Annotated in this window: 26 protein-coding genes, 2 tRNA genes and 1 pseudogene; 18 read left to right on the top strand and 11 right to left on the bottom strand. The window is 29.2% G+C overall.

Going from position 1 to position 25,287, the window contains the following annotated elements; translation table 11 throughout:
• Window positions 1-30 precede the first annotated feature (30 nt).
• The 8 genes from KV700_RS16620 (at window position 31) to KV700_RS16585 (ending at window position 6,525) form a co-directional block, all read left to right on the top strand.
• Window positions 31-576, top strand: a complete 546-nt coding sequence (locus tag KV700_RS16620) for a CPBP family intramembrane glutamic endopeptidase (protein WP_218598568.1) — start codon at window positions 31-33, stop codon at window positions 574-576.
• A gap of 6 nt (window positions 577-582) precedes the next feature.
• The gene (locus KV700_RS16615) at window positions 583-1,347 is read left to right on the top strand and encodes a TIGR02757 family protein (RefSeq protein WP_218598567.1); all 765 of its coding nucleotides are present in this window, start codon (window positions 583-585) and stop codon (window positions 1,345-1,347) included.
• Window positions 1,348-1,546: 199 nt separating this feature from the next.
• Window positions 1,547-3,496 carry a BatA domain-containing protein gene (locus tag KV700_RS16610; protein WP_218598566.1) on the top strand — a complete coding sequence of 650 codons (1,950 nt, stop codon included), beginning with the start codon at window positions 1,547-1,549 and terminating at the stop codon, window positions 3,494-3,496.
• The gene (locus KV700_RS16605) at window positions 3,493-4,746 is read left to right on the top strand and encodes a dihydroorotase family protein (RefSeq protein ID WP_218598565.1); all 1,254 of its coding nucleotides are present in this window, start codon (window positions 3,493-3,495) and stop codon (window positions 4,744-4,746) included. The genes KV700_RS16610 and KV700_RS16605 overlap by 4 nt, the downstream gene beginning before the upstream one ends.
• Before the next feature lie 5 nt (window positions 4,747-4,751).
• Window positions 4,752-5,078, top strand: a complete 327-nt coding sequence (locus KV700_RS16600; protein ID WP_166382958.1) for a hypothetical protein — start codon at window positions 4,752-4,754, stop codon at window positions 5,076-5,078.
• 26 nt (window positions 5,079-5,104) lie between these two features.
• Window positions 5,105-5,746 carry an alpha/beta hydrolase gene (locus tag KV700_RS16595; RefSeq protein WP_166382956.1) on the top strand — a complete coding sequence of 214 codons (642 nt, stop codon included), beginning with the start codon at window positions 5,105-5,107 and terminating at the stop codon, window positions 5,744-5,746.
• Between the two features lie 194 nt (window positions 5,747-5,940).
• Window positions 5,941-6,387: a GNAT family N-acetyltransferase gene (locus KV700_RS16590; RefSeq protein ID WP_218598564.1), complete on the top strand. Its 447-nt coding sequence runs from the start codon at window positions 5,941-5,943 to the stop codon at window positions 6,385-6,387.
• 65 nt (window positions 6,388-6,452) lie between these two features.
• A tRNA-Gly gene (locus KV700_RS16585) sits at window positions 6,453-6,525 on the top strand.
• A gap of 68 nt (window positions 6,526-6,593) precedes the next feature.
• Here KV700_RS16585 and ppk2 (KV700_RS16580) read toward each other — a convergent pair.
• Together ppk2 (KV700_RS16580) and ppk2 (KV700_RS16575) are read right to left on the bottom strand one after the other, a co-directional pair.
• The gene (ppk2, locus tag KV700_RS16580; RefSeq protein WP_166382952.1) at window positions 6,594-7,373 is read right to left on the bottom strand and encodes a polyphosphate kinase 2; all 780 of its coding nucleotides are present in this window, start codon (window positions 7,371-7,373) and stop codon (window positions 6,594-6,596) included.
• A gap of 7 nt (window positions 7,374-7,380) precedes the next feature.
• The gene (gene ppk2, locus KV700_RS16575; RefSeq protein ID WP_166382950.1) at window positions 7,381-8,235 is read right to left on the bottom strand and encodes a polyphosphate kinase 2; all 855 of its coding nucleotides are present in this window, start codon (window positions 8,233-8,235) and stop codon (window positions 7,381-7,383) included.
• A 93-nt stretch (window positions 8,236-8,328) separates the two neighbouring features.
• Here ppk2 (KV700_RS16575) and KV700_RS16570 point away from each other — a divergent pair, with 93 nt between their 5' ends.
• Window positions 8,329-9,279 carry a lipid A deacylase LpxR family protein gene (locus KV700_RS16570; protein ID WP_166382948.1) on the top strand — a complete coding sequence of 317 codons (951 nt, stop codon included), beginning with the start codon at window positions 8,329-8,331 and terminating at the stop codon, window positions 9,277-9,279.
• A gap of 98 nt (window positions 9,280-9,377) precedes the next feature.
• On the opposite strand, the gene KV700_RS16565 is transcribed toward KV700_RS16570, so the two are convergent.
• Entirely contained in the window at window positions 9,378-10,802 is a 1,425-nt protein-coding gene (locus KV700_RS16565; protein ID WP_218598563.1) for an ATP-dependent RecD-like DNA helicase, read from the bottom strand.
• A gap of 105 nt (window positions 10,803-10,907) precedes the next feature.
• Here KV700_RS16565 and KV700_RS16560 point away from each other — a divergent pair, with 105 nt between their 5' ends.
• Genes KV700_RS16560 through KV700_RS16550 form a run of 3 tightly spaced genes read left to right on the top strand, consistent with a single transcriptional unit; the run spans window position 10,908 to window position 12,983 of the window.
• Complete coding sequence (locus KV700_RS16560) at window positions 10,908-11,642, top strand: hypothetical protein (RefSeq protein WP_166382944.1); 735 nt, start codon at window positions 10,908-10,910, stop codon at window positions 11,640-11,642.
• On the top strand, window positions 11,611-12,447 hold the full coding sequence (locus KV700_RS16555) for a DUF3822 family protein (RefSeq protein ID WP_218598562.1): 837 nt from the start codon (window positions 11,611-11,613) through the stop codon (window positions 12,445-12,447). Before KV700_RS16560 ends, KV700_RS16555 begins: the two co-directional genes overlap by 32 nt.
• The gene (locus KV700_RS16550; RefSeq protein WP_208889834.1) at window positions 12,444-12,983 is read left to right on the top strand and encodes an RsmD family RNA methyltransferase; all 540 of its coding nucleotides are present in this window, start codon (window positions 12,444-12,446) and stop codon (window positions 12,981-12,983) included. Before KV700_RS16555 ends, KV700_RS16550 begins: the two co-directional genes overlap by 4 nt.
• Window positions 12,984-13,061: 78 nt before the next feature.
• On the opposite strand, the gene KV700_RS16545 is transcribed toward KV700_RS16550, so the two are convergent.
• From KV700_RS16545 to KV700_RS16525, 5 genes are read right to left on the bottom strand one after another with little or no spacing between them, the layout of a single operon-like run.
• Window positions 13,062-14,015 (bottom strand): MoxR family ATPase, encoded by a 954-nt coding sequence (locus tag KV700_RS16545; protein ID WP_218598561.1) that lies wholly within the window; start codon window positions 14,013-14,015, stop codon window positions 13,062-13,064.
• Window positions 14,015-15,397 (bottom strand): peptidylprolyl isomerase, encoded by a 1,383-nt coding sequence (locus tag KV700_RS16540; RefSeq protein WP_218598560.1) that lies wholly within the window; start codon window positions 15,395-15,397, stop codon window positions 14,015-14,017. Before KV700_RS16540 ends, KV700_RS16545 begins: the two co-directional genes overlap by 1 nt.
• On the bottom strand, window positions 15,363-16,211 hold the full coding sequence (locus KV700_RS16535; RefSeq protein ID WP_218598559.1) for a hypothetical protein: 849 nt from the start codon (window positions 16,209-16,211) through the stop codon (window positions 15,363-15,365). The genes KV700_RS16540 and KV700_RS16535 overlap by 35 nt, the downstream gene beginning before the upstream one ends.
• Window positions 16,208-17,842 (bottom strand): peptidylprolyl isomerase, encoded by a 1,635-nt coding sequence (locus tag KV700_RS16530; RefSeq protein ID WP_218598558.1) that lies wholly within the window; start codon window positions 17,840-17,842, stop codon window positions 16,208-16,210. Before KV700_RS16530 ends, KV700_RS16535 begins: the two co-directional genes overlap by 4 nt.
• Window positions 17,843-17,852: 10 nt before the next feature.
• Window positions 17,853-18,134 (bottom strand): DUF493 family protein, encoded by a 282-nt coding sequence (locus KV700_RS16525; RefSeq protein WP_166382934.1) that lies wholly within the window; start codon window positions 18,132-18,134, stop codon window positions 17,853-17,855.
• Window positions 18,135-18,230: 96 nt separating this feature from the next.
• Here KV700_RS16525 and KV700_RS16520 point away from each other — a divergent pair, with 96 nt between their 5' ends.
• The 5 genes from KV700_RS16520 (at window position 18,231) to KV700_RS16500 (ending at window position 22,724) form a co-directional block, all read left to right on the top strand.
• Window positions 18,231-18,773 (top strand): AAA family ATPase, encoded by a 543-nt coding sequence (locus KV700_RS16520; protein ID WP_166382932.1) that lies wholly within the window; start codon window positions 18,231-18,233, stop codon window positions 18,771-18,773.
• Window positions 18,770-20,662, top strand: a complete 1,893-nt coding sequence (locus KV700_RS16515) for an ATP-dependent DNA helicase RecQ (protein ID WP_254712939.1) — start codon at window positions 18,770-18,772, stop codon at window positions 20,660-20,662. The genes KV700_RS16520 and KV700_RS16515 overlap by 4 nt, the downstream gene beginning before the upstream one ends.
• A 2-nt stretch (window positions 20,663-20,664) precedes the next feature.
• Window positions 20,665-21,615 carry a methionyl-tRNA formyltransferase gene (fmt, locus tag KV700_RS16510; RefSeq protein WP_218598557.1) on the top strand — a complete coding sequence of 317 codons (951 nt, stop codon included), beginning with the start codon at window positions 20,665-20,667 and terminating at the stop codon, window positions 21,613-21,615.
• A gap of 186 nt (window positions 21,616-21,801) precedes the next feature.
• On the top strand, window positions 21,802-22,074 hold the full coding sequence (locus KV700_RS16505) for an HU family DNA-binding protein (RefSeq protein WP_068449845.1): 273 nt from the start codon (window positions 21,802-21,804) through the stop codon (window positions 22,072-22,074).
• A 92-nt stretch (window positions 22,075-22,166) separates the two neighbouring features.
• The gene (locus KV700_RS16500) at window positions 22,167-22,724 is read left to right on the top strand and encodes a YqgE/AlgH family protein (RefSeq protein WP_166383234.1); all 558 of its coding nucleotides are present in this window, start codon (window positions 22,167-22,169) and stop codon (window positions 22,722-22,724) included.
• On the opposite strand, the gene KV700_RS16495 is transcribed toward KV700_RS16500, so the two are convergent.
• The gene (locus KV700_RS16495; protein WP_166382930.1) at window positions 22,721-23,554 is read right to left on the bottom strand and encodes an aminotransferase class IV; all 834 of its coding nucleotides are present in this window, start codon (window positions 23,552-23,554) and stop codon (window positions 22,721-22,723) included. The genes KV700_RS16500 and KV700_RS16495 overlap by 4 nt on opposite strands.
• A 165-nt stretch (window positions 23,555-23,719) precedes the next feature.
• Window positions 23,720-24,103 (bottom strand): START-like domain-containing protein, encoded by a 384-nt coding sequence (locus KV700_RS16490; protein ID WP_166382928.1) that lies wholly within the window; start codon window positions 24,101-24,103, stop codon window positions 23,720-23,722.
• A 108-nt stretch (window positions 24,104-24,211) separates the two neighbouring features.
• Between KV700_RS16490 and KV700_RS16485 the strand changes: the two genes are divergently transcribed.
• Window positions 24,212-24,285, top strand: a tRNA-Met gene (locus KV700_RS16485).
• Between the two features lie 417 nt (window positions 24,286-24,702).
• Here KV700_RS16485 and KV700_RS16480 read toward each other — a convergent pair.
• A pseudogene (locus tag KV700_RS16480) lies at window positions 24,703-25,056 on the bottom strand (single-stranded DNA-binding protein); the annotation flags it as partial.
• Window positions 25,057-25,287: the final 231 nt, after the last annotated feature.

Raw genomic sequence — 25,287 nt, 5'->3', positions numbered from 1 at the left:
TTTAATACTACTTATAAATAAACCTAGATAATGAAAGAAACCTTTAAGAATGTAATTACCTATTTAAAAAACCCAGTACCAGGCCTAGATACCAATAAAAATACTGGTTATCGTATTAAAATATTCTTTCACTTATTTGTTATTAGCATAGCAACTAGCATTATAATAACTCCTTTATTTAGTGTACTTCAAGAATTACAATTGGTAGATTTTGAAACGCATAAAATAGAAGAAATGTTTAAAGACATGTCTTTTATTCAAATTTTACTACTAGGTTCTATCCTTACTCCTATTTTAGAAGAAGCTTTATTTAGAGCACCAATCACTATTTTTGTAAAACCAAAATCGTTTAAATATGCCTTTTATATTTTTACACTAATTTTTGGTTTTATACATATTAGCAATTTTGAAATCACCACAAACGTACTATTACTCTCTCCTATATTAATATTACCACAATTATTAGTTGGTGGTTATTTTGGATATATAAGAGTAAAATTTGGCTTATTATGGGCCATGTTACTTCATGGAAGTTATAATGGTTTTTTATTTTTAATGAGTTTTTTATTTGAATAGATAAATATGAAGAAATCTGAATTAAAAGAATTTTTAGACGAGAAAGTAGTTCTATATAACACCCCAAATTTTATTGAATCTGATCCGATTCAGATTCCACATTTGTTTACAAAAAAGGAAGATATTGAAATTTCTGGCTTTTTAACGGCAACTATTTCTTGGGGAAACCGAACCATGATTATTAAAAATGCCAATAAAATGATGGATTTTTTTGATCATTCTCCTTTTGATTTTGTGATGAATCATGAAGAAAATGATTTAAAATCTCTTGAAAACTTTGTGCATAGAACTTTTAATGCAATCGATTTACAACAATTTATAAGGTCTTTAAAACACATTTATACGCATCACAATGGATTAGAAAATGTGTTGTTGGTTGATAAAAAACAGACCGATTACAAGAATGCAATTCATCATTTAAAACAAGTTTTTTTTGAAGTTGACCATCAACAAAGAACTCAAAAACACATCTCAGATCCACTAAAAAATTCTGCTGCAAAAAGGATAAATATGTTCTTAAGATGGATGGTTAGAAACGATAATTCTGGAGTAGATTTTGGCCTTTGGAAAACACACAAACCTGCAAATTTATCGTGCCCTTTAGATGTACATTCTGGTAATGTTGCACGTAAATTAAAACTACTTTTAAGAAAACAAAACGACTGGAAAGCACTTGCTGAATTAGACACAAATTTGCGAAAACTAGATCCAAAAGATCCTGTAAAATATGATTTTGCTTTGTTTGGTTTAGGAGTATTTGAAAAGTTTTAGAAATCTTCTCCCTTAAAAAAAAGGCAAATAAAACAGTCTATTTTACACTAATTAAAGGTTCCCATTCATCCCTTTCTCTGCTATTTCTATTTTAGAATTAAAGACTATTATTTCGTTTTAATTTCAAAAGATTATCTTACACCTTTGTAAATCTATTTTTAAAATTTAATTATTTTCGATTCACATCTAAACATTATAAATGCAGTTTAAAAACCCAGAAATATTATACTTTTTAACACTATTAATCATCCCGATTATAGTGCATCTTTTTCAACTGCAAAGGTTCGTAAAAGTTCCTTTTACAAACGTAGCATTTTTACAAAAACTAGCACAGCAAACACGTAAAAATTCACGCATAAAAAAGTGGTTAATACTGGGTACTAGAATGCTTTTATTCACTGCTATTATTTTTGCTTTTTCACAACCTTATTTCAGCAATAAAACCGCGAACCAAAAGCAACATAACTTTATCTATTTAGACAACTCTTTAAGTACAAATACAAAAGGAGAAAGAGGTAATTTATTACAAATAGTAGCCCAAGAAATTATTAAAAACACATCAGAAAAAGATGTATATTCGCTGCAAACAAATTCTAATTTCTACGACAGAATTACAAAAGAAACTCTAAAAAATGTATTGTTACAGGTTAAAGAAACTTCAAAAAAATTAGATTTAACCACCGTTTTATTAAAATTCGACTCCAACACACAGGATAAAACAAACACTCTAAATAAGATACTATTAATATCTGATTTTCAGAATACTTATAAAAACGAGTTTACAAATGTAACACCCTCTTTTTCTACAATAAAACTAGAATCTTCAATAAAAACCAACATTTCTATAGACAGTATTTTTATCAATAATTCTGATGCTAATAATGCTACACTTAATGTTCTTATAAAAAACCAAGGAGCAGCAAAAAACAATATTCCTATTGCTGTTTACAATAACAATAAACTAATTAGCAAGCTCTCCTCCTCTTTTAAAAAAGACACCATAGAAACCATTCAATTTAAAGTTCAAAATCAGGCAGAATTCAATGGTAAAATAGTCATTAATTTTAGCGATACTTTCGCCTTTGATAACGTGTTTTATTTCACCTTAAAAAACGATCAAAAAATCAATGTTTTATCGATAGGAAAAAAGACTCAATTTCTTCCGAAAATTTACACTAAAAACGAATTTAACTTCACACAATCTACGGCTCAAAACACCAACTATAATTCCATTTTAAAACAGCAATTAATTGTACTAAACGAGGTAGAAAATATAACTGAAATTTTATCAAATAAAATAATTGAATTTTCTAAAAACGGAGGAAGTCTTGTAATTATTCCACATAAAAACCTGAACATAAACTCATACAATTCTTTATTTAAAAACTTAAATATAGGCCAAATTCAACCTAAAAAAACAGACAGTTTAAAAATTACAAATATCAATTACAAGCACCCACTTTTTCAAAATGTATTTTCTAAAAAAGTAACTAATTTTCAATATCCAATAGTGCAACATTATTATCCTTTCATTTCAAATAACACAAGTACAATTGTTGCTTTTGAAAATGGTACCCCCTTCATTTCACAAATTAAAAATGGAGAAAATAAGACCTTCTGGATATCGAGTTCTCTAGATCTAAAAAACAGTAATTTTATTAATTCTCCTTTAATAGTTCCTGTGTTTTTCAACTTCGGAAAAATGAGTTTTAAACACCCTAAATTATTCTACAGAATTGCATCAGAAAACACCATTGATATTGAAACAAATATTGAAAAAGACAAGGTATTGAAAATTGCAAATTCTGAAAATTCTTTTATTCCGTTGCAACAGAAATTTCAAAATAAAGTAAGCATCACCACAAAAGAACAACCCTTAAAATCTGGCTTGTATAGCATCTTAAAAAACACAGATACAATTCAACATATTGCATACAATTATGCCAAAGAAGAAAGTTCGCTAAACTTTCTAGATTTGAATGAACTCAAAAAAAACAATAAAAATATTACAGTTTCTAATTCGGTTGCAGACGTTTTTAAAGAAATCAATAAAAAAAATAAAGTTCATTGGCTTTGGAAATGGTTTTTATCGTTGGCAATTGTATCTTTGCTTTTAGAAATTTTGATTTTAAAATTCTATAAACCATGACCACGCTTTTAAAATCGGCTACGATTATAGACACTTCAAGCCCATATCATCATCAACAAAAAGACATTTTAATTACCAACGGAATTATCGACAAAATCGAAGATTTGATAGAAAACAATAATTATCAAGTTATAACACTAGATAATTTACATGTTTCTTGTGGTTGGTTTGATACGAGTGTTTCTTTTGGAGAACCTGGCTTTGAAGAACGAGAAAATATTAAAAACGGCTTAAACGTTGCTGCAAAAAGTGGCTTTACAGCTGTCGCAGTAAACGCAAACTCAAACCCTGTTATAGATAACAAGGCTGCGGTTGAGTATTTAATACACAAAGCAAACGGATTTGCTACCAACCTCTACCCTATTGCTGCGCTAACGCAAAACAGCAAAGGTGTTGACATGGCAGAATTGTATGACATGCAACAATCTGGCGCTATAGCTTTTGCAGATTACAACAAACCAATAGCAAATGACAATTTGATGAAAATTGCGCTTTTGTACGCTCAGAATTTTGATGGTTTGGTATTTAGCTTCCCTAAAAACAACTCTATTGCCGGAGAAGGAATTGCAAATGAAGGTGTTAATAGCACCAGATTAGGCCTAAAAGGAAGTCCAGCTTTAGCAGAACACATACAAATTGCAAGAGATTTATATTTATTAGAATACACAGGCGGAAAATTACATATTCCAACTATTTCTACCACTAAATCTGTTGAGCTAATAAAAGAAGCTAAAAAGAAAGGATTGCAAGTTACCTGTAGTGTTTCTGTGCATCATTTAACTTTATCTGACGATGAATTACATGGTTTTGATAGCAACTTTAAAGTAAACCCTCCTTTAAGAACTAAAACCGATTTAAAAAGCCTGATAAAAGGTATTAAATCTGGCGTTATAGATATTATTACCTCAGACCACAACCCAATTGACATTGAGCATAAAAAATTAGAATTTAGTGAAGCAAAAGATGGAACCATTGGATTAGAAAGTTCTTTTGGAGCAATTAATTCTGTTTTAGAATTAGAAGATTTTATAGAAAATATTACAAGCAAACCAAAAGCTATTTTTGGTATAGAAAATCTTTCTATTCAAGAAAACAATAAAGCTGAAATTACTTTATTCAATCCTGAACAGAATTACACTTTTACAAAAGAGGATATTTTATCAACCTCTAAAAACAGCGCTTTTTTAGATAAAAAATTAAAAGGAAAAGCTTACGGAGTTTACGCTAACAATCAATTAATATTAAAATAAACAGTATGCAAAATCAAACAGCAAACGAAGGAAAAACAATGGCAATTATAAGTCATTTTTGGATTATAGGTTTAATCATAGCTTTTTTCATGAACAACAGCACAAAGAATTCTTTTGCTAATTTTTACATCAGACAAATGATAGGCTTAAATTTAATTCAATTTTTAAACGGATGGATTGTCTATAAGTACCTAGGAGGAACAGCAGGAGTAATTGTAAGTGCTATTTTATTGGTTTTATGGGTTATTTCATTAATGGGAGCCGTTAAAGGTGAAGAAAAAATTATTCCTGTAGTTGGAGATCAATTTCAAGAGTGGTTTAAAAACATATAATCAAAACAAAAAACACAGTATACAAAATGAGCAATTTAAATTACCTGGTAAGACAACCAAAAACACCAACAGAAAATCCACCTTTATTAATTCTTCTACATGGTTACGGAAGTAACGAACAGGATTTATTTTCTTTTGCTGAAGAATTACCAGATAATTTATTAATAGTAAGCGCTCAGGCACCTTATACAATGGGATCTGGAGCTTATGCATGGTACGCTATTAACTTCGATGAAATAAATGGTAAGTTTTCCGACTTAAAACAAGCTAAAGAATCTGTAGATAAAATTGCTGTTTTTGTTGATGAAATAAAAGCAAAATACAAAACAGACCCTAACAACACTTTTTTATTAGGTTTTAGTCAAGGTGCTATTCTAAGTTATTCTTTAAGTTTTTTCTATCCAAATAAAGTACAACATGTAATTGCACTAAGTGGTTATATTAATAAAGAATTACTCCCTACCAACATTTCTAAAGAAATTACCACTAACTATTATTGCTCTCACGGAACAGTTGATCAAGTTTTACCAATAGATTGGGCAAGAGAAAGCAAACCTTTTTTAGACAATTTAGGCTTTAATAACACCTATTCAGAATATCCGGTAGGTCATGGTGTTGCACCACAGAATTTTTATAGTTTTAAAACCTGGATTGAAGAACGTTTATAGTTTTGTTTATTTTCGATAAACAAACCACCCAACCCAATAAAACGAAAGAATAAGATTTTAAAAAACCTCAAACATTCGTTTGAGGTTTTTTATTTACAAACAAATTAAACGGATCACTAGTCTAAGATTTATCTTTTGATAAATTTTAAATACAAATAAAGACTAATAATGCATCCATCATTAAATTATAAAGCATGAATACGCTAATAAAAGTAATTGAAGTAGAAGAAATTTTGACAATAATTCCGCTTTTAACAAAATTAAACTCAAAAACTCCTTTAGAAATTTTAAAAGAACGAGTTATAGAAATGTCAAAAAACACCAATTACGAATGTATTGGCTTATATGTTGATGAAAAATTAGTAGGAATTTCTGGACTTTGGTACACTACAAGACATTATATAGGAAAATCTGCAGAACCAGATCATGTAATTATAGATGAATCTACCCGAGGACAAGGACTTGGAAAACAATTCTTTAATTGGATAAACAACCATGTTAAAAACAAAGGATGTGAAGCAATAGAATTAAATGCCTACTCAGGCAATACGAAGTCTCATAAATTCTATTATAATGAAGGATACGACATTTATGGTTTTCATTTTTTAAAGGTATTAAGAGCTGATAAAAAATTTTATTAATTTTTTTAAAAAAAAGCTTGCGGAACTCAAAAAACATATTATATTTGCAACCGCTTACCAATAATGCGAAAGTAGCTCAGTTGGTAGAGCGTCAGCCTTCCAAGCTGAATGTCGCCGGTTCGAACCCGGTCTTTCGCTCAAAAGACTTCATATTTTATATGAAGTCTTTTTTTTTGTTTATTATATTAAAAAGATTTAGCGGTTTTTTAAACCTCTAAATTCTTATCATAAGGAATACGATCTAAAATATGATTAATCACATTTATACGCGCTTCCGTTTTTCTATTTGCTCTAATTATCTTCCAAGGAGAAAGTCCTGTATTTGTTTTTTGAAACATTGCTTTCTTATACTCTGTATAATCTTCCCAAAGCAATTGTGCCTTCTCATCTAACTTAGTCATTTTCCATTGCTTTAATGGATCGCTTTTTATGTCTGCAAAACGTTTTGCTTGCTCTTTCTTAGAAATAGACATATATATTTTAACTAAATGAATACCCGATTCTAAAATCATTCTTTCAAAATCATTTACCTGATTCATAAAGACATTATATTCTTCTTTAGTACAAAAATTATTAACAGGCTCTACAACCGCTCTATTATACCAACTTCTATCAAAAAACACTATTTCTCCTGCTTTAGGAAACTGCTCTACGTATCTTTGAAAATACCATTGAGACTGCTCATCTTCCGACGGTTTCGGCAATGCTACAATACGCATATGACGCGGATTGATACGCTCTGTTAATCTTCTAATTGCTCCTCCCTTACCTGCAGCATCTCTTCCCTGAAAAACAATAATTATTCTTTCATTATTATTGATAGCCCATTTTTGTAAACGGATCAATTCTACCTGTAAACTGTCAAGCTTTCTTTGGTAATCTACATATCTAATGGCTCTATCTATATTTAGAGGTTCTTTAGATAAAAGAGCCAACAAGCCTTTCTTAGAATTTAATTTTTTTAAATTTTTAGGTGATATTTCCATATTAAATTTAATCTATATTAGTGTTAGATCTATAATAACGCATTACAACATTAGGATCTGGGTTTAAAACTGTTTTTGCTTCTTTATCGTCATAATCAAATTGAGATAAAACATGTCTAATAGCTTCTAGCCTTGCTACTTTTTTGTCATTCGTTTTTATCATCATCCAAGGACTGTAAGAGGTGTGTGTCTTTGAAAACATTTCTCCCTTATAATGCGTATATCTGTCCCAAAGAATTTGACCTTGTTTATCTACAGGGCTAAATTTCCATCTTTTTAATGGATTTTCTTTTCTGCCCTCAAAACGTTTTAGCTGCTCATCTTTACTAATTGATAGCCAAAATTTAATAATAACAACACCATCTTCATACATCATGTGCTCAAACTCTGGCACTTGTACCAAAAACTGTTTGTATTGTTGGTCTGTACAAAACCCCATAACAGGCTCTACAACTGCTCTATTATACCAACTTCTATCAAAAAAAACAATTTCACCAGGGTTTGGTAATTCTTTAATATACCGCTGAAAATACCATTGTCCTTTTTCTATTTCTGTAGGCTTATTTAAGGCCACCAATCTACTAGAACGTGGGTTTAAGTGCTCCATAAATCTACGAATATTACCACCTTTACCGGCAGCATCTCGTCCTTCAAAAATAATTGCAACTCGCTTGTTATTATTCGAAATCCACCTTTGTAATTTAACCAACTCTATTTGAAGTAACCTTAGCTCTTCATTATATATAATTGTTTTCTTTACTTTCTTACAAGCCTCATTCTTTTCACCTATAAGCGCTAACAATTCTTTACTGTTGGTAACACCCTGAAAGTCTTCTGAACTTAATCCTTCTTTAATATCCATAAATTCTATTTACTCGGACTAAAATAACTACTTTTTTTTAGAAATACATGAAAAAAAAATCATTTTAAATAAGTTATTTTATATTTGTTACTTATGAAATACTTAATACTAAGCCTAGTTGTCTTTATATCATCCTATTCAATTGCTCAAGAAAAATTTTCAAAAGAAATTAGTCTAATTACAGACAACGATTTATATGTTTCTACCGTTAGAGATCGATATTATACAAGTGGAGTCTTTTTAAGTTATAGCTATCTTTCTAAAAATAAAAAAGAGTCTTTAGAAAAACGTATTTTAGAATGGAAAATAAGTCAAGAAATGTACAGTCCATTTAAGGCCACTGTGCAAGACATTAATAACCATGATAGACCTTTTGCAGGTTATTTATATGGAAGTTTCGGAATAAAAAGAATCTATAAAAATAACCAAATTTTTAGCACCACTGCCCAAATTGGAGTAATTGGAGCTAATTCTTATGCCGAAGAATTACAAGAATTTATACATAATGTTTATGGTTTTAAACAAGCAATAGGCTGGGAATATCAAATAAAAAATGCTTTTGCGTTAAACTATAATGCAGAATATTTAAAAACAATTTTAAAAAATAAAAGTAATAATTTTGACATTACCTGGACCAATCAAGTAAACCTAGGCACAGTTTACACCAATATTTCTACCGGAGTTTATAGTAGAATTGGGTTAAAGCCTCTGCAAGACTTAGCAAACTCTATTGCATTTGATACAAATCTAAATAATGAACAAACAAATTATTTTAGAGAAGTAGAATCTTTTTTTTACATAAAACCAACGCTACGTTACGCCGCCTATGACGCTACTCTACAAGGAAGCTTCTTAAACAAGACTAGTCCAATTACCAACTATTTAATACCTGTTGTTTTTGACCTAGAATTAGGATTAAAATTTACCGTAAACCGTTTTAACTTTGGATACTCATTTCATTACAACACAAATAAATCTAAAGATTTAAGATTTACAAACGGACATAGATATGGCAGAATTGCAATTAACTATCTACTGCATTAAAATAGCAATAGTTAGTTGTATTTATTTATAGGTTTAGCAACGAACTACAATTCATAATAAAAACAACCTTATAAGGCTACTTTTACTTCAACCTAAAATTATTCCTCAAAAAACTCCCCTTTAAAACCAATTAAATATAATTTTTCTTGCGCTCTAGTTAATGCAGTATACAACCACCTATAATATTCTTTAGAAACACCTTCTGGTAAATAAGGTTGCTCTATAAACACTGTTTTCCATTGTCCTCCTTGAGATTTATGACACGTCATAGCATAAGAAAACTTAACTTGTAATGCATTAAAAAACAAATTCTTTTTAATTTCCATAAACTGTTTAGACTTCGATTTTAAGTGAGCATAGTCTTCCTTTACTGCTTGATATAACCTATTAGATTCCTCATAAGTTAAAGAAGGGGTTTCACTTGTTAGGGTATCTAGCAATAAAACAGTTTCAAAAGGCTGCATATCTGGGTAATCAATCATCCTTACCTCTACTTCTGCAAATTTAAAACCATACAACTCTTTAATAGAAAATATTTTTAAGACCTCGCAAATATCTCCATTGGCAATAAAACCTGCGGTTGAATTTTCTTTTAACCAGAAATAATTGTTTTTTACGACCATTATATAATCCCCAGCAGAAATTTCATTTTCTTGCCCACGAATTTTCATTCTAATTTGCTGATTATAATCATTAGCTCTTTTGTTAGAACGCACAATAAATGCAGTATCCTCTACTCCATCACTCTCATAAGCAGTAACCAAAGCATCTTCTATATCATAACCATCATCTAACCTTACAATATCGGGAAAATCGATATCAAACTTAAAATTAGTAGTATCATTTTGAATCATTAACCTCAACAAAGTAGCATTTGCTAGAATACCAGAATCTTCATGCTGACGCATAACTTCATCTAATTCAATTTCTGTTACATTTTTATGATAATCATACACCAAAGTATCTTCTTCTAAAGCAGGACTAATATTTAACTTTACAGGAGGTAATTGAGCAGTATCTCCTATAAATATCAACTTACATTGATGACCAGAGTATACATACCTAATTAAATCATCTAATAAAGAACCAGAATCAAATAATTGCTGATTTTGTCTACTATCTGGAATCATAGAAGCTTCATCCACAATAAAAATAGTATTTCTATGCTTATTAGGTTGCAAAACAAAACCTACAGCACCATTTGACTGTTTTTTTGGAAAATATATTTTTTTATGAATTGTAAATGCTGGTCTTTTAGAATATAAAGAAATTACTTTAGCCGCTCTACCAGTTGGTGCTAGTAAAACTGCCTTCTTACCAATAGTACCCAAACTATTAACATAAGCACTAATACTTGTTGTTTTCCCAGTACCAGCGTATCCCTTTAATAAAAACAAAGCATCTGTATCTTCTGTAAAGCTAAAATTGCTTAGAAGATTTAGTAATTTATTCTGTTTAATTGTTGGTGAAAATTGAAATTTTTTCAATAATTCTGCGTAAAAATCAGTCGTTTTATTTATCATATAAAAATTAATACAACAAAGATACATCGATTTGTAAATAAAAGTTTTTATCATTAAAAAAAAATTGTAGATTTGCCTTAGGACTATTAAAAAAAATACTTAACAATGGGATTACTTGGAATGATTTTGGCAGCGGTTATAGTTGCAATATTACTAGCTTTTATTATAGTTAAATTTTTACCATTAAAATTAAGGTGGATTGCCTCTATATTACTTTTGGCTTTAACCGCTTTTTTAGTTTCTAAAATATACTACGGTATAATGGAACCTATTATTTTTAACAAAACCAAAGTGGTTAAATACAGCAAAGTTGTTAACAACTTAAAAATAATTAGAGATGCAGAAGTTAAACATTTTGAAGTAACAGGACAATATACTAAAGACAAAAACGCTTTAATACAGTTTATTGATACGGCAAGATTAGCCTTAACAGAAACAAAAACTGTTGTAGAGAAAGAAGATAGAGGTGGTGGAATTATTATTGATGTAGAGAAGAAACAAACAGACACTATTGGTTACGAGCCAGTTTCTAAGTACTTTAAAGGTAAAAACTACAAAGAGATGTTTAAAGTACCTGGTGTAGATGGAAAAGAGTTTGATATTGAAGTAGGAACAGTAGAAAAAGTACCAGGAATGGTAGTACCAACTTTTTATGTTAAAACAGGTAAAGAAGACATTTTAAAAGGGATGAATGAATCGCTTCTAAAACAAGAATTAGAGCAAGTTGCAACAGACCAAATTAGAGGAGAATATGTTTCTGTTGGTTCTTTAGATGAAGTTTCAACTGGTGGTAATTGGCCTCCTGCTTATGATAAAAAAGACAGTGATAAAGAAGAATAGTAGAAATACTGTAACACACTCAAAAGATACAAAGTTATCCATCCAATTTAATTTGGATGGATTTTCTTTTTGTATCATAAATAATACTACAAAAGAAACAAGTTACTTTTCTGAATATATTTTTAAGGAAAAACAACTAACTCCAGAAAATCTCTTAAAGAAAATAGAAGAAATTTTTAAAACAGATATTCATTTACAAAAAGATTTTTTATCTGTATTAGTAATTCATCAAAACAATTTATTTTCACTGGTACCTGATCCATATTTTTCTGAAGACATACTTTCTGAATATCTTAATTTTAATATTAAAACATTAGCCACAGATTTTATAGCTTATGATGATATAGAAAGTATAAATGCAAAAAATGTATATGTACCCTATGTAAATATTAATAATTACTTATTTCAAAATTTTGGAGCGTTTGAATACAAACATCATTTAACTGTTTTAATTGAAAAATTAATTTCAGCTAATAATACTGCTGATAAAAAAGTGTTTGTAAATGTTTCTAAAGAAAATTACGATATTGTTGTATTAGAAAATAAACAATTACAATTTTCAAATTCATTTAATTTTCAAACAAAAGAAGATTTTATCTACTATATCTTATTTACATTTGAACAATTAAAGTTAGATGTAGAAAAAATAGCTGTATTTTTTACGGGAAATATTGAGCCAGAATCTGAAATATACAAAATCACGTATCAATACATTAGAAATGTTTCTTTTTTAGAAAGTAAGAACCCAATTTTTAATGAATTAGATACTTCTAAACATTCAAATTATATCCTTTTAAATTCATGAGAATAATTTCTGGAAAACACAAAAGCAGACGTTTATCAGCGCCTAAGAACTTACCTGTTCGCCCTACAACAGATATGGCAAAAGAATCGTTATTTAACATCTTAAACAATACATATTTCTTTGATAGTATTGCTGTTATAGATCTTTTTTCTGGTACAGGAAACATTAGTTATGAATTTGGTTCTAGAGGAACAAAAGATATTTATGCCATAGATGCACACTTTGGTTGTATCAAATACATTAACGAAACTGCTAAAGTTTTAGACCTACCAATAAACACTTTTAAAAGTGATGTTTATAAATTTTTAGAAAAGACTTCTTTACAAGCAGATGTTATTTTTGCTGATCCTCCTTACGATTTTGAAGAAGAACAATTTTTAAAAATTGTAGATTTAGTTTTTACTAGAAAACTACTAAAGGAAGAAGGTGTACTAATTGTAGAACACTCTAAACACACCGACCTTTCTAAACACGAAAACCACAGCTATGATAAGCGTTACGGAGGAAATGTATTTAGTTTCTTTGAAAACGAATAATTCTCATCAATTAAAAGTTTACTCATAAAAAAACACGGCAAATGCCGTGTTTTTTTATGTTTGAAAAATATAATATATCTACAAAAGAGACTTTATAATATCTGCAACCGTAATTCCCTCTGCCTCTGCTTTGTAATTTTTTACAATTCTGTGCGATAAAATAGGAATAGCTACTGCCTTTACATTTTCTATATCTGGAGAAAACTTTCCGTTTACAGCTGCATGTGCTTTAGCTGCTAAGATTAAATTTTGAGATGCTCTTGGCCCTGCACCCCAGTCTAAGTAAGATTTTACTAGATCTGTTGCTTCTTTAGATTTTGGTCTTGTTTTACCAACTAAACCAACTGCATATTCTATTACATTATCTGCAACAGGGATTTTACGAATTAATTTTTGAATTTCAACAATTTCTTCCGCAGAAAATAATGGGTTTATAGTAGTAATTTTATTACCTGTTGTACTTTTTACAACTGCTACCTCTTCTTCAAAAGAAGGATATTCTAAATAAATAGAAAACATAAATCGATCTAATTGAGCTTCTGGTAAAGGATAAGTTCCTTCTTGCTCAATTGGATTTTGCGTTGCTAATACAAAGAACGGTAAATCTAATTTATAATGATTTCCAGAAACCGTTACTGAACGCTCTTGCATTGCTTCCAATAAAGCTGCCTGCGTTTTTGGTGGAGTTCTGTTAATTTCATCAGCAAGAATAATATTAGAGAAAATAGGGCCTTTAATAAATTTAAAATGCCTGTTTTCGTCTAAAATTTCACTACCTAAAATGTCGGAAGGCATTAAATCTGGTGTAAATTGAATTCTTTTAAAACCCAATCCTAAAGCATCTGACACTGTATTTACTAATAAAGTTTTAGCCAAACCAGGTACACCAACTAATAATGAGTGACCTCCGCAAAAAATAGATAGTAAAGTAAAATTAACAGCTTCATGTTGACCAATAATTACTTTACCTATTTCTGTTTTTAGTGCGTTGTATTTGTCTACTAAATCTTTTACAGCTTTAACGTCAGACATTATTTATTTACTGCTTTTTTCCAATTCTTATCAAACGTACATTTACTATGTGTAGGTCCGATGTTAATATAAGTATCTTTTATTTTTTCTTTAGACCATTTTGTAATGGTTTCTTCTTTCTTTTTTTGAAGTGCTAATTGCTGTACTTTAACATAATCGTCAATAATATTTGCAACATGCGTATCTGTTCTACCTTTCATTAAAATGAATTTAAACATTTTATCTCCAGATCTTTCTTCATCATAAAAAGGGTCTGTCATTTCACCTTTTTTAAGATCACTAACTCTTGCATAAAAAGCAGGATCCATTCTTGTTAAATCGAATTTAGATTCTCCTGTAGATGGGTTAATAATAAGCCCTCCACTATTTCTAGTGTCCTCGTCATCAGAATATTTTTTAACAGCTTCCTCAAAAGTTAAAGCTCCTTCTCTAATTTTTTGAACAATACTATCTGCTTTTACTTTAAGTTCATTCATTTTAGAATCTGGAACTTCTGGTTGCATTAAAATATGAGAAGCAACTCTTGTATTTCCTTTAACTGCATGTAATTGCATTATATGATAACCAAATTCAGATTTAAATGGTTTAGAAACCTGACCAACATCTAAAGTAAAAGCCATTTCTTTAAATTCTTTAATAAAAGCAGATTCTTTTGTTACCGAATATTCACCTCCATTGGTAGTAACTCCAGGATCATCAGAATTAATAATAGCTTTCATTCTAAAATTAGAACCTTCTTCTATTTCTTTTTTTAATTCATTAAGTTTATTAATAACTCTTTCTGTTTCTTCTTTGGTAGGTACTGCTTTTAAAACTACTTGAGCTAATTCTATTTCTGCAGGAAACTGAGGTAATTCATCTTTTTCTTTTAATCCATTAAAATACAAACGAACTTCCTCTGGAGTAACATCTATTTTTTCAGTAATCTTTAATTGCTCTTTTTCAATTAAAATATTTTCTGTTTGCACGGTTGTTAATTCCTTTTTTAAATCTTCTAAATCATTAAAACCATAGGCTTTAATAACTTTATCTACATTACCATATTGTTGTGTAAAATACTGGATACTTCTCTCTACTTTATCTGAAATTTCGGCATCTGAAACAGTAACACTATCTACAACAGCATGGTGTGCCATTAATTTCTGTTGCATTAATTCTTCTAGCATTTCGCAGTCTGTAATTTGCACTTTTCCTTCGCTCCTTACCTCTACTTCTTGCTTAAATTTAGCAATATCAGAATCTAAAACAATGTTTTTACCAATAACAACGGCTACACCATCTATTTTTACTTTTTGTGCAGAAGTTTGCAGTCCTAAAAAGCATAAGAATAGTGCTAAAATTGATGATTTAATATATTTTAAAATTGTTGTTCTGTGTTGCATCTTTTACTATTATTTTTTCTATCTCTCTTAATAATTCAATTTTACGTTTATGTAAAATCATTTGTTCTATAGTTGGGGTAATATAACTTAATGGTGCAATAGAATTACGTTCTAACACGTCATTAATAGCCACCAAATATAAACCTATTGAGTCTTGTTTTTCGATGAATTTTGTTTTTTTTAACAGTATTTCCTTTGAAAAAGGAAGTTTTAACAAAATGTTATCTAATTGTGTCCAAACAGAGTCGTTAAATTGATGAGATTTAAAACTCAACTCTTGTTTTTCTAATTTTTCTAGATCACTAATATCATCAGATTTAAAGAGTTTTAAAATATCCTTTTTATCTTTAATATTTTTATCTACATGAAGATATCTTATTTTAACAAGCTCTTCATTTAGTTTAAAATTCTCCTTATTCAACATATAATATTCCGCTAATTCCTCTTCAGAAATAACAGTATCTAATTGTTGTTTTACAAGTTGTTCTTTAAAATTATTAATTAATAAACTTTCTTTATAATCTTTAACTAGATTGTCTATTTGGTTTAACGATTCTAAAGAAATATTATTCTTAGCTTTTTCTAGCAAGAGTCTTTTAATTGCCCAGTTTTGAATATAGCTTTTTACCAATACAAGGCTGTCTACACTGCTTATATTTTTAGGTAATACGTTTACTAAATCTTTTTTAAAAAGCTTTCCCGTATTAACAGAAGCCACAACTTCTGAGGTATTTATTTCCTTTTCTTTCATTGTAAAAAAATCACAAGAAGAAAATAGTACTACACAAAATAGAAAAGCAAAATATTTCATCATTTATTTTCGTAAAATTTAATTAACTTTTTCAATTCCTTTTTATTCACCTTCACTTTACTTTTCTTTCTTAAATCTGCAATCCAATTTTTGTCTAAAAAGTTTTGGTAATCATTAATTACCTGTCCTTTAACACTATTTAAATCGGTTGTTGCATAAGTATCCGTTTGGCTCTCAAAGAACTTTTGCAAGCCAATTGAATCATTAGAAGACTTTGCCCAAATTTTTTCTTGCATCAATTCAAAAAGCAATAAACCATCTTCATACTCTTTTAAAGTATAGGCATATTCTGGTTCCGTATAAATTAAATTCTCTTTATAGTACGTAAGAATTTGATCTTCTTTAAACATTTCAAAAAGTTTAAAAACAGCTAAATGTCTTCTATTTCTAATATAGCTTATAAAAGTTTCTTGTGTAATATTTTTATCATTTATACTAATTAAAGTATTCTGTAATGAATCTTTTGGAATTGCTCTTAGATTTTTACGATCTAAAATCTTTTTAGCTTCCTCGTATTCTGTAATTGTGTACTCTTTTTTTAATTTATTTACAACTGCATCTTCAGACAACTGCATTCTAGAGCTCTTTTTTATTTTTTCTTTTAATTCAACTTTCATTTCATCAAAAGATTGAATAGGATGTCTTTTTAACAATTTAACAATATGCCAACCAAACTGACTTCTAAATGGTTTAGAAAAATCTGATACGTTTTCTAAGGCAAAAGCTGCATCATCAAATGATTTTACCATTTTCCCTGCTCCAAATTTACCTAACTTACCTCCATTATTTTTAGAACCAGGATCTTCTGAATATTTTTTGGCTAAATCTTCAAAAAGCTCTTTATTCTTTAATTTTACATAAATACTATCTATCTTCATTTTACCAACAGCAGTGGTGTCTCTTATTAAAATATGTGCTGCTTCAATTTCTCCTTTAGATTCTTTTATATCATCAACTTGCATAATATGATAGCCAAATTGTGTTTTAAATGGCATAGAAATTTCACCAACCTTAGTAGCATACGCGGCAACTTCAAAAGGATACACCATATTAAAAGCAGAGAAATAGCCTAAATTACCACCATTTCCTTTTCTGCCTGTTTTAGGATCGTCTTGCGCAGACCTATCTTCTGAATATTGTGCAGCTATTGCTTCAAATTTTTCACCTTTTATAATTCTTTCTCTTAGCTCTAAGATTTTATTATAAACCATTAAAGTATCTCTGGGAGATGCTTCTCTTGGCAGTCTCATTAAAATATGTTTTGCTTTTACCTTATTTTTTGTTCTAAAATAAGCCTCTTTTACCAATTGATCTATAAAAGTAGTGTCTTGTAAATAAGGTGCAGAAAGTTGGTTTTTATAAGACTCCATTTCTCTTTTATAAGAGGGCAACGTATCTAAATGAATAGCATAAGCTTCTTTTACTTTTAGCTTATAATTAATGTATAAGTCTAAATTATTTGTAATGCTTTTGGCTTCTTCATTATCTATAGCGTCTAAATTTTTTTCATAGATTCTTTTAAATTCAGAAACAGTTGTTTTTTCTCCATCTATTGTAATTAACGTTTTCTCTTTCTTTTGTGAGAAGACAGATATGGATGCAACTAAAACAAATAATAAAACTATTTTTTTCATAAACACTTAATTATAATGATATGATTCCTTTAATTTTTTCAGCTTTTAAATAATATGAAATTACTTTATCTGAACTTTCTATCTTTAATACGATAGAAACACTCACATATTTCCCTGTCTTAGACTTTTTTGTATTTATTACTGCTCCTGAGTCATTAAATAAATCTTCTACTTCTTGAACCTGATTACCATCTGTAGGCACAATAAATTTATACATATAATCTGCAGGAAAGCTAGTAGTATCATCTAATTGATCTTTTAACTTTGCGTAAAATTCTTTTTTATCACTCATAAAAATACTTTCTTAAATCTAAATTAATTATAGATAACAAGCCACAAAATTACATTAAAAATTAGTTTTATAAAGAGATTCATTTATTTTTGTGAAATGCAACAAAAAATAGTCTTAATAGGTGGACCTGGAACAGGAAAAACTTCCGTTATAAATGAATTAACAAATAGAGGGTGTTTTTGTATGCCCGAAATTTCTAGAGAAGTAACCTTAGAAGCACAAAAAAAAGGAATAGATCAACTGTTCTTAACAGAACCTTTATTGTTTAGTCAAATGCTTTTAGAAGGCAGAGAAAAACAATTTATAGAAGCAAATAATAACAATAAAGAACTTGTTTTTTTTGATAGAGGAATTCCGGATGTCCATGCATATATGGACTTTTTTAAAACCGACTACCCATCAACTTTTTTCGAAAAAAGCAATCTTTACAAATACACTAAAATTTTTCATTTTGCTCCCTGGAAAGAGATACACACCACTGATAATGAACGCTATGAATCTTTTGAAGAAACATTAGAAATTGACAAGTTTTTAATAAAATCTTATACAGATTTAGGATACGCAATAATTAATGTTCCATTTGGAAATTTAAAAGAAAGAACCGATTTTGTTATGAATTCGCTTGCTTGCGAATTATGATTTCGCCAAAAGAAATATTAAAAAAATATTGGGGCTTTTCTGAATTTAGACCACAACAAGAAGAAATAATTACGGCATCTTTAGCTCAAAAAGATGTCATTGCATTACTGCCAACAGGTGGTGGAAAATCTATCTGCTTTCAAATTCCGGCTTTGGCAAAAGAAGGTGTCTGTTTGGTTATTTCACCTTTAATTGCTTTAATGCAAGATCAAGTAGAAAACTTAACTCAAAAAGGAATAAAAGCCACAACCATTAAATCTGGTGCTACACAAGATGAAATGATAACGTTGTTTGACAATGTTAAATTTGGAGGCATAAAATTCTTATATCTTTCTCCAGAAAGGTTGCAGTCCTATTTTATTCAACAGAAAGTAAAAGAATTAAACGTTAATTTAATTGCTATTGATGAAGCACATTGTATTTCTGAATGGGGACATGATTTTAGACCTTCATACAGAAACATCAATATCTTAAGAGAGTTAAAACCAAATATTCCTTTTATCGCTTTAACAGCAACAGCAAACCAAAAAGTTCTTAGTGATATTGAAAAAAACCTTGAATTAAAAGAACCGCTACTTTTTAAAAAATCTTTTTATAGAGAAAATTTAGCCTATCAAATATTTACTATTGAAGATAAATTACAACGTTTACTTCAAATATTTACAAAAACAAAAACTCCGGCAATTGTTTATGTCAATTCTAGAAAAAAAACGACTCAGATAGCCTCATTTTTAAACGCAAATAACTTTAAAAGTTCTTTTTATCACGGTGGATTATCATCCGTAGAAAAAAATATTTCCTTTGAAAACTGGATGACAGAAAAAACACCTATTATGGTGGCAACAAATGCCTTCGGAATGGGAATTGACAAAGCAAATGTTGGTTTGGTTATTCATTTAGACTTACCTACAAGTATAGAAAATTACGTACAAGAAACTGGTAGAGCTGGTAGAAGTGGTAAAAAATCGTTTGCGGTTTTGTTATTTAATAAAAGTGATATTTTATTATTTAAAGATCGATTAGAAAAAACACTGTTAAGCATTACAGAAATTAAAGAAATACATAAAAAATTATATCAATATTTTAGAGTTTCTATAGGTGAATTAAACGAAGAATCGCATTCTTTTAATCTTTTAGAATTTTCTAAAAAATATAATTACTCCGTATTAAAAGTAGATACTGCTCTTAAAATATTATCCAACAACGGAATTATAGAAATTAGCAATCTATATAACAAAAAATCTACGTTGCAATTTATTGTAAACAGTAAAACGGTATTAAATTATCTAGATAAAAATTCAATTATTAAAAATTTTACCAACTCTATATTAAGAACCTATGCTGGTTTATTTGAGGAAGAAGTAAAGATTGATGAATTTTTTATCGCAAAAAAAGCGGGTTTAACCACTAACCTTGTTTTAGCAAATTTTGAACGTTTAGAAAACGATAATATCATTGCATATAAGCCTGTAAAAAATGATGCCGAACTTGTTTTTTTATTACCTAGAGAAGATGATTACACCATAAATAGGTGCTCTAGAGAAATGAAGCAATTCATCCATCAGAAAAAACAAAAATCTGAAGATTTAATTGCTTTTGTAAATAACAATTCCGTTTGTAGAAGTAATCAGGTTTTAAGTTATTTTGATGAAATAAAAACAGAAAAATGTGGTATTTGCGATGTTTGTATTTCAGAAAACAGAAAGCCTACTAAAAATTTATCATCAGAAATAATGCTACTTTTAAAGAATAAGCAAGTTTTATCATCCCAAGAAATTAGTGCTTCTTTAGTAGCAGATGAAAAAGACATTTTAATACATTTGCGACAACTATTAACAGATGATAAAATAAAAATTAATCATCAGAATAAATACCAATTAATCCACTAATTATGAAAGATATGCGTATTGTTTTTATGGGAACTCCAGATTTTGCTGTTACTATTTTAAAGCATTTGGTAGAAAATGATTATAATGTAGTTGGTGTTATTACAGCGGCAGACAAACCAGCAGGAAGAGGACGAAAATTAAATGAATCTGCCGTAAAAAAATATGCAACTTCTGTAAATTTACCGGTTTTACAACCTACCAATTTAAAAAACGAAGCTTTTAATATAGAATTAAAAAATTTAAATGCTGATGTACAAATTGTAGTTGCTTTTAGAATGTTACCAAAAATAGTTTGGCAAATGCCTAAATATGGTACTTTTAATTTACACGCTTCTTTACTACCAGAATATAGAGGTGCAGCACCTATACATTGGGCAATTATAAATGGAGAAACTAAAACGGGTGTAACTACTTTTTTTATTGATGATAAAATTGATACCGGAGAAATTATCTTACAAAAAGAAATAGCGGTTTCGGAAACAGAAACAGTTGGTACGCTACATGATAAATTAATGTTTTTAGGAGCCGATTTAGTTGGTAAAACAATAGACCTAATTGCTACAGAAAAAGTAAACACTACAAAACAACCAGATTTAGAAGAGAAATCTGCATCTAAATTAAATCCAGAAAATTGCAGAATAGATTGGACAGATTCTTTAGACAACATCTATAATAAAATTAGAGGTTTAAATCCTTTTCCAGCATCTTGGACTATCATTAAAAATGAAGAAGAAGAAATAACTGCTAAAATTTATGCCATTAGAAAAGAAATAGAAGAAGAAGTTCATGTTTTTGAAATTGGTAAAATTATAGCGACTAAAAAAGAATTAAAAGTGGCTGTTCATGGCGGTTTCATTATTATTGATGAAATAAAACTATCAGGAAAGAAAAAAATGGATGCCAAAAGTTTATTAAATGGCTATACTTTCTCGCCAGAAGCAAATGTCTTCTAAAGCCTTTATCTGTAAGGTTTTTACAGGTTTTTGTGTTTTACAACTACCTTTATTAACAATTTACACATATTTATTAACAAAAAGGTGCTTTTTTTGCACTCAAATTTGCGTAAACCCTTAATCCATCTATATTTGTTAAGCTATTAAGCAAAAAATATTCAATTAATATTAAAAAATTTATTTATTATGAACAAGTCAGATTTAATCGATGCAATGGCTGCTGATGCAGGAATTTCTAAAGTAGCAGCTAAAGCGGCATTAGAATCTTTTACAGACAATGTAACTTCTGCTTTAAAAGGTGGTGATAAAGTTGCTTTAGTTGGTTTTGGTACATTCTCTGTTTCTAACAGAGCTGCTAGAACAGGAAGAAACCCTCAAACAGGAAAAACTATTGAAATTGCTGCTAAAAACGTAGCTAAATTTAAAGCTGGAGCTGGTTTAAGCGACGCTGTAAACTAAAACATATAGTTTTAAAGTATATAAAAAGCTCTCTTTTTTAAGAGGGTTTTTTTTTATGCTTTTTTTTATTATATTTAACATATCTTTTTTAAATCAAAAATTTGAAACTAAATAAAGGAAAATTATTAATTGCAGAACCAGCTATTTTAAATGATAGCGCTTTTAATAGAACTATAGTCTTATTAACAGAACATACCTCAAGTAATTCTGTTGGGTTCATTTTAAATAGACCTTTAGAGTATACTATTAATGATTTACTGCCAGAAATTGATTGTAATTTCCCGGTATATCAAGGTGGCCCTGTAGAACAAGATAACTTGTACTTTGTACATAAGGTACCACAACTCCTTCCAGACAGTATAGAGGTTGCTAACGGAATATTTTGGGGAGGCAGTTTTGAGTGTTTAAAAGACTTATTAAATAATGACACCCTAAAAGCATCAGACATTCGTTTTTTCTTAGGATATTCTGGTTGGGAAAAAGAACAACTAGACCAAGAAATGAATCAAAATTCTTGGTTTGTAGGTGACAATGATTTTGAAAATATTTTTTCTATGGATGATGAAAACCTCTGGAAAAATAAATTATTACAAAAAGGAGGTAATTATAAGCTTTGGGCAAACGCTCCTAGTGATTTCAATTTAAATTAAATACCTGTAATTTGTAATACTTTTAAATTACCTGCTATTTTATTTCCTATTTCCGTAGTAAACACTTTTTTCTTATAACCAGTAACTGGTTGTACACCAATAATTGCATTTGTTATAAATACTTCATCAGCTTTTTGTATTTCAAAAGGTGATATTGACGTTTCCTCTAGCGTAAAATCTTTATTTTTAGATAAAATCTCTATTACCTTATTACGGGCAATCCCTTTTATACAACCTTCAGAGAGTGCAGGCGTTTTAATAACATTTCCTTTAATTACAAATATATTTCCATTAGTAACCTCTACTACTCCCTTTTTTTCATTTAATAAAATACAATTGTCTAAATCATTTTCATCAGCAAAAATACTAGCTAAAGTATTCAGCATTCTATTATTGGTTTTTATGGTTGATAAAAGCCCTGAATAATTGTAAAAATCTTTATAAACATCTAAAGAGTATGATTCTTTTATCTGATAAGAGCTTTCGGTAGCTTCTATAGTGTAATCTATTTTATTGGTTTTAGGTGTATACAAACCACCGTCTTTTCTAAAAACATTTAATCGGACTCTATACGTATTTGCATCCTTTTGAGTTGCAACTGTTTTTAAAATTTCTTGTTCTAAAAATTCTAGCGTAAACTCCATAGGAATTTTCATACGTAACATTCTCATAGAGGCCATTAATCTAAAATAATGATCTTCCCAAAAAACTACTTTTTTATGCATCACTTTTACAGTTTCAAAAATGGCATCACCATATTTAAAAGCTCTATTTTCTGATGATAATTTTATATTTTCTGGACTTATTAACGCTCCATTAAAGTTAATCATAAATACATTTTTTTAGAGTTGCAAAATTAATGTTTTTTAAAATATTTTAGCATAAAAAAACTCAACAATAATGTTGAGTTTTTTATTTTAATAATATGTGTTAAACCACAAAGAATGCAACGTTTTTTAACTGAATAATACAGTGCTGCCAATACATACTAAAACCTATGCTCCAATTGTGTGTCTTAATTCATCTATCTGATTTTCCCATAGTTGTTTTGACTCTTCTACTTCATCTTCATCATCTGCAAAATCTGTAATAATTAAAGAAACATCTTTAGTTAATGCATCAACTTGAATCTTAATTTCAAAATAACTGTCATCTCCTTCACTCTCTACCCATTTAAAACGGACTCTATCATCTGTTTTTTTTGTGATTAACTCTGCAATCTCTTCTTCTCCTTCCCAAGTAAAGCTATATTCTTTACCTCTAGAGTTCACTTTATCTGCAAACCACTCTTGCAAATTAGAAGGTGATGAGATGTACTGATACAACATGTGAGGCGATGCGTGAATAGCTATTTCTAGTTCGAATTTTATTTTATCCATTATTATTTTCTTAGGTTGACAATATAGTTATTAATTCTTTTTAAAAAAAATTTAAAACAGTTCTTGCCAGTTTGTAAAATTCTATTATATTTGCAGCCTCAAAACCATGGCGAGGTAGCTCAGTTGGTTAGAGCGCAGGATTCATAACCCTGAGGTCACGGGTTCAAATCCCGTTCTCGCTACAAGTATAGTACGAAAAGTCAAGATTTATATCTTGACTTTTTTTGTTTAGGTACAACATAGGTACAACAAATTGATTTTTTTTACTCATCATAGTAGAACAATACAAATTACCTTAAAAGCTATTAATTGCTATAATAAGCATTCAAAACAAGACATCTTTGTGTCAATATTCTTATTTAAAAAAAAATAACCTCTTTATTTCTATATACATACTCTTTTTAAATTTATTTTTTTTTTAAAACTTCATGACTTACTGTGAATTGATTTCAAATTGTATTTTTACGTGAGCAATCACAAGCTTCTTTACGTTCCTCCTTACTCTCACTATGTTGTGAATTGATTTCAAATTGTATTTTTACGTGAGCAATCACAAGGGCGGGAATCCAAACCACAATGAGAGGTTGGTTGTGAATTGATTTCAAATTGTCTTTTTCTCCTTTGATACCAAGCAATAGAATTTCATCTGCTACCACTTCCGTAACATATCGTTTTTCACCTTCTTTGGTTTCGTAAGAACGGGACGTTAATTTACCTTCAATTGCAACTTCTTTTCCTTTGCCAACATATTCCGCAACTATTTCAGCAATTTTCCCCCATGCTACAATAGCATGCCATTGGGTATTTTGTACTTTTTCTCCATCTGAGTTTTTATAAAACTCATTCGTTGCCAATGAAAAATTAACAACTTTTTTCCCATCCTCTAGGGTCTTAACTTCGGGTACATTTCCTACATTCCCGATTAACTGTACTTTGTTTTTTAGTGTGCTCATAATAATATATTTAAAGATTAATTAAACCCTATCTGAACTATTCAGACAGTTTGCTATTATTTTTTTTTGAAGTGATTTACTTATTATATCTAGAGCGTTTTCCTTTTTTGTTTTTTTTGGTGCCGCTTCCTTTTTGATGTTTTTGTATGATTTCATAAGTTTTCATTTTGATTTACTTCCCATAGTGCCTTCGCTGTTTCCTTTTTTTGTTGCTGATACATTTTCATTATT

This window comes from Polaribacter sp. NJDZ03 (assembly GCF_019263805.1).
Classification (GTDB): domain Bacteria; phylum Bacteroidota; class Bacteroidia; order Flavobacteriales; family Flavobacteriaceae; genus Polaribacter.
The sequence above is the reverse complement of the archived record's forward strand: the minus strand, read 5'-3'. Positions and strand labels throughout refer to the sequence as shown.

What these genes read in the sequence shown, in the direction of transcription:
- KV700_RS16595 (WP_166382956.1), top strand. Translation starts at nt 5,105, where the DNA reads ATGAGCAATTTAAATTACCTGGTAAGACAACCAAAAACACCAACAGAA.
- KV700_RS16490 (WP_166382928.1), bottom strand. Translation starts at nt 24,103, where the DNA reads ATGGATAAAATAAAATTCGAACTAGAAATAGCTATTCACGCATCGCCT.
- ppk2 (WP_166382952.1), bottom strand. Translation starts at nt 7,373, where the DNA reads ATGGAAATATCACCTAAAAATTTAAAAAAATTAAATTCTAAGAAAGGC.
- KV700_RS16555 (WP_218598562.1), top strand. Translation starts at nt 11,611, where the DNA reads ATGATAAAAAAGACAGTGATAAAGAAGAATAGTAGAAATACTGTAACA.
- KV700_RS16520 (WP_166382932.1), top strand. Translation starts at nt 18,231, where the DNA reads ATGCAACAAAAAATAGTCTTAATAGGTGGACCTGGAACAGGAAAAACT.
- KV700_RS16590 (WP_218598564.1), top strand. Translation starts at nt 5,941, where the DNA reads ATGAATACGCTAATAAAAGTAATTGAAGTAGAAGAAATTTTGACAATA.
- KV700_RS16620 (WP_218598568.1), top strand. Translation starts at nt 31, where the DNA reads ATGAAAGAAACCTTTAAGAATGTAATTACCTATTTAAAAAACCCAGTA.
- KV700_RS16515 (WP_254712939.1), top strand. Translation starts at nt 18,770, where the DNA reads ATGATTTCGCCAAAAGAAATATTAAAAAAATATTGGGGCTTTTCTGAA.
- KV700_RS16550 (WP_208889834.1), top strand. Translation starts at nt 12,444, where the DNA reads ATGAGAATAATTTCTGGAAAACACAAAAGCAGACGTTTATCAGCGCCT.
- KV700_RS16570 (WP_166382948.1), top strand. Translation starts at nt 8,329, where the DNA reads ATGAAATACTTAATACTAAGCCTAGTTGTCTTTATATCATCCTATTCA.
- KV700_RS16605 (WP_218598565.1), top strand. Translation starts at nt 3,493, where the DNA reads ATGACCACGCTTTTAAAATCGGCTACGATTATAGACACTTCAAGCCCA.
- KV700_RS16540 (WP_218598560.1), bottom strand. Translation starts at nt 15,397, where the DNA reads ATGCAACACAGAACAACAATTTTAAAATATATTAAATCATCAATTTTA.
- ppk2 (WP_166382950.1), bottom strand. Translation starts at nt 8,235, where the DNA reads ATGGATATTAAAGAAGGATTAAGTTCAGAAGACTTTCAGGGTGTTACC.
- KV700_RS16560 (WP_166382944.1), top strand. Translation starts at nt 10,908, where the DNA reads ATGGGATTACTTGGAATGATTTTGGCAGCGGTTATAGTTGCAATATTA.
- KV700_RS16610 (WP_218598566.1), top strand. Translation starts at nt 1,547, where the DNA reads ATGCAGTTTAAAAACCCAGAAATATTATACTTTTTAACACTATTAATC.
- KV700_RS16505 (WP_068449845.1), top strand. Translation starts at nt 21,802, where the DNA reads ATGAACAAGTCAGATTTAATCGATGCAATGGCTGCTGATGCAGGAATT.
- fmt (WP_218598557.1), top strand. Translation starts at nt 20,665, where the DNA reads ATGAAAGATATGCGTATTGTTTTTATGGGAACTCCAGATTTTGCTGTT.
- KV700_RS16565 (WP_218598563.1), bottom strand. Translation starts at nt 10,802, where the DNA reads ATGATAAATAAAACGACTGATTTTTACGCAGAATTATTGAAAAAATTT.
- KV700_RS16525 (WP_166382934.1), bottom strand. Translation starts at nt 18,134, where the DNA reads ATGAGTGATAAAAAAGAATTTTACGCAAAGTTAAAAGATCAATTAGAT.
- KV700_RS16535 (WP_218598559.1), bottom strand. Translation starts at nt 16,211, where the DNA reads ATGATGAAATATTTTGCTTTTCTATTTTGTGTAGTACTATTTTCTTCT.
- KV700_RS16615 (WP_218598567.1), top strand. Translation starts at nt 583, where the DNA reads ATGAAGAAATCTGAATTAAAAGAATTTTTAGACGAGAAAGTAGTTCTA.
- KV700_RS16600 (WP_166382958.1), top strand. Translation starts at nt 4,752, where the DNA reads ATGCAAAATCAAACAGCAAACGAAGGAAAAACAATGGCAATTATAAGT.
- KV700_RS16530 (WP_218598558.1), bottom strand. Translation starts at nt 17,842, where the DNA reads ATGAAAAAAATAGTTTTATTATTTGTTTTAGTTGCATCCATATCTGTC.
- KV700_RS16545 (WP_218598561.1), bottom strand. Translation starts at nt 14,015, where the DNA reads ATGTCTGACGTTAAAGCTGTAAAAGATTTAGTAGACAAATACAACGCA.
- KV700_RS16495 (WP_166382930.1), bottom strand. Translation starts at nt 23,554, where the DNA reads ATGATTAACTTTAATGGAGCGTTAATAAGTCCAGAAAATATAAAATTA.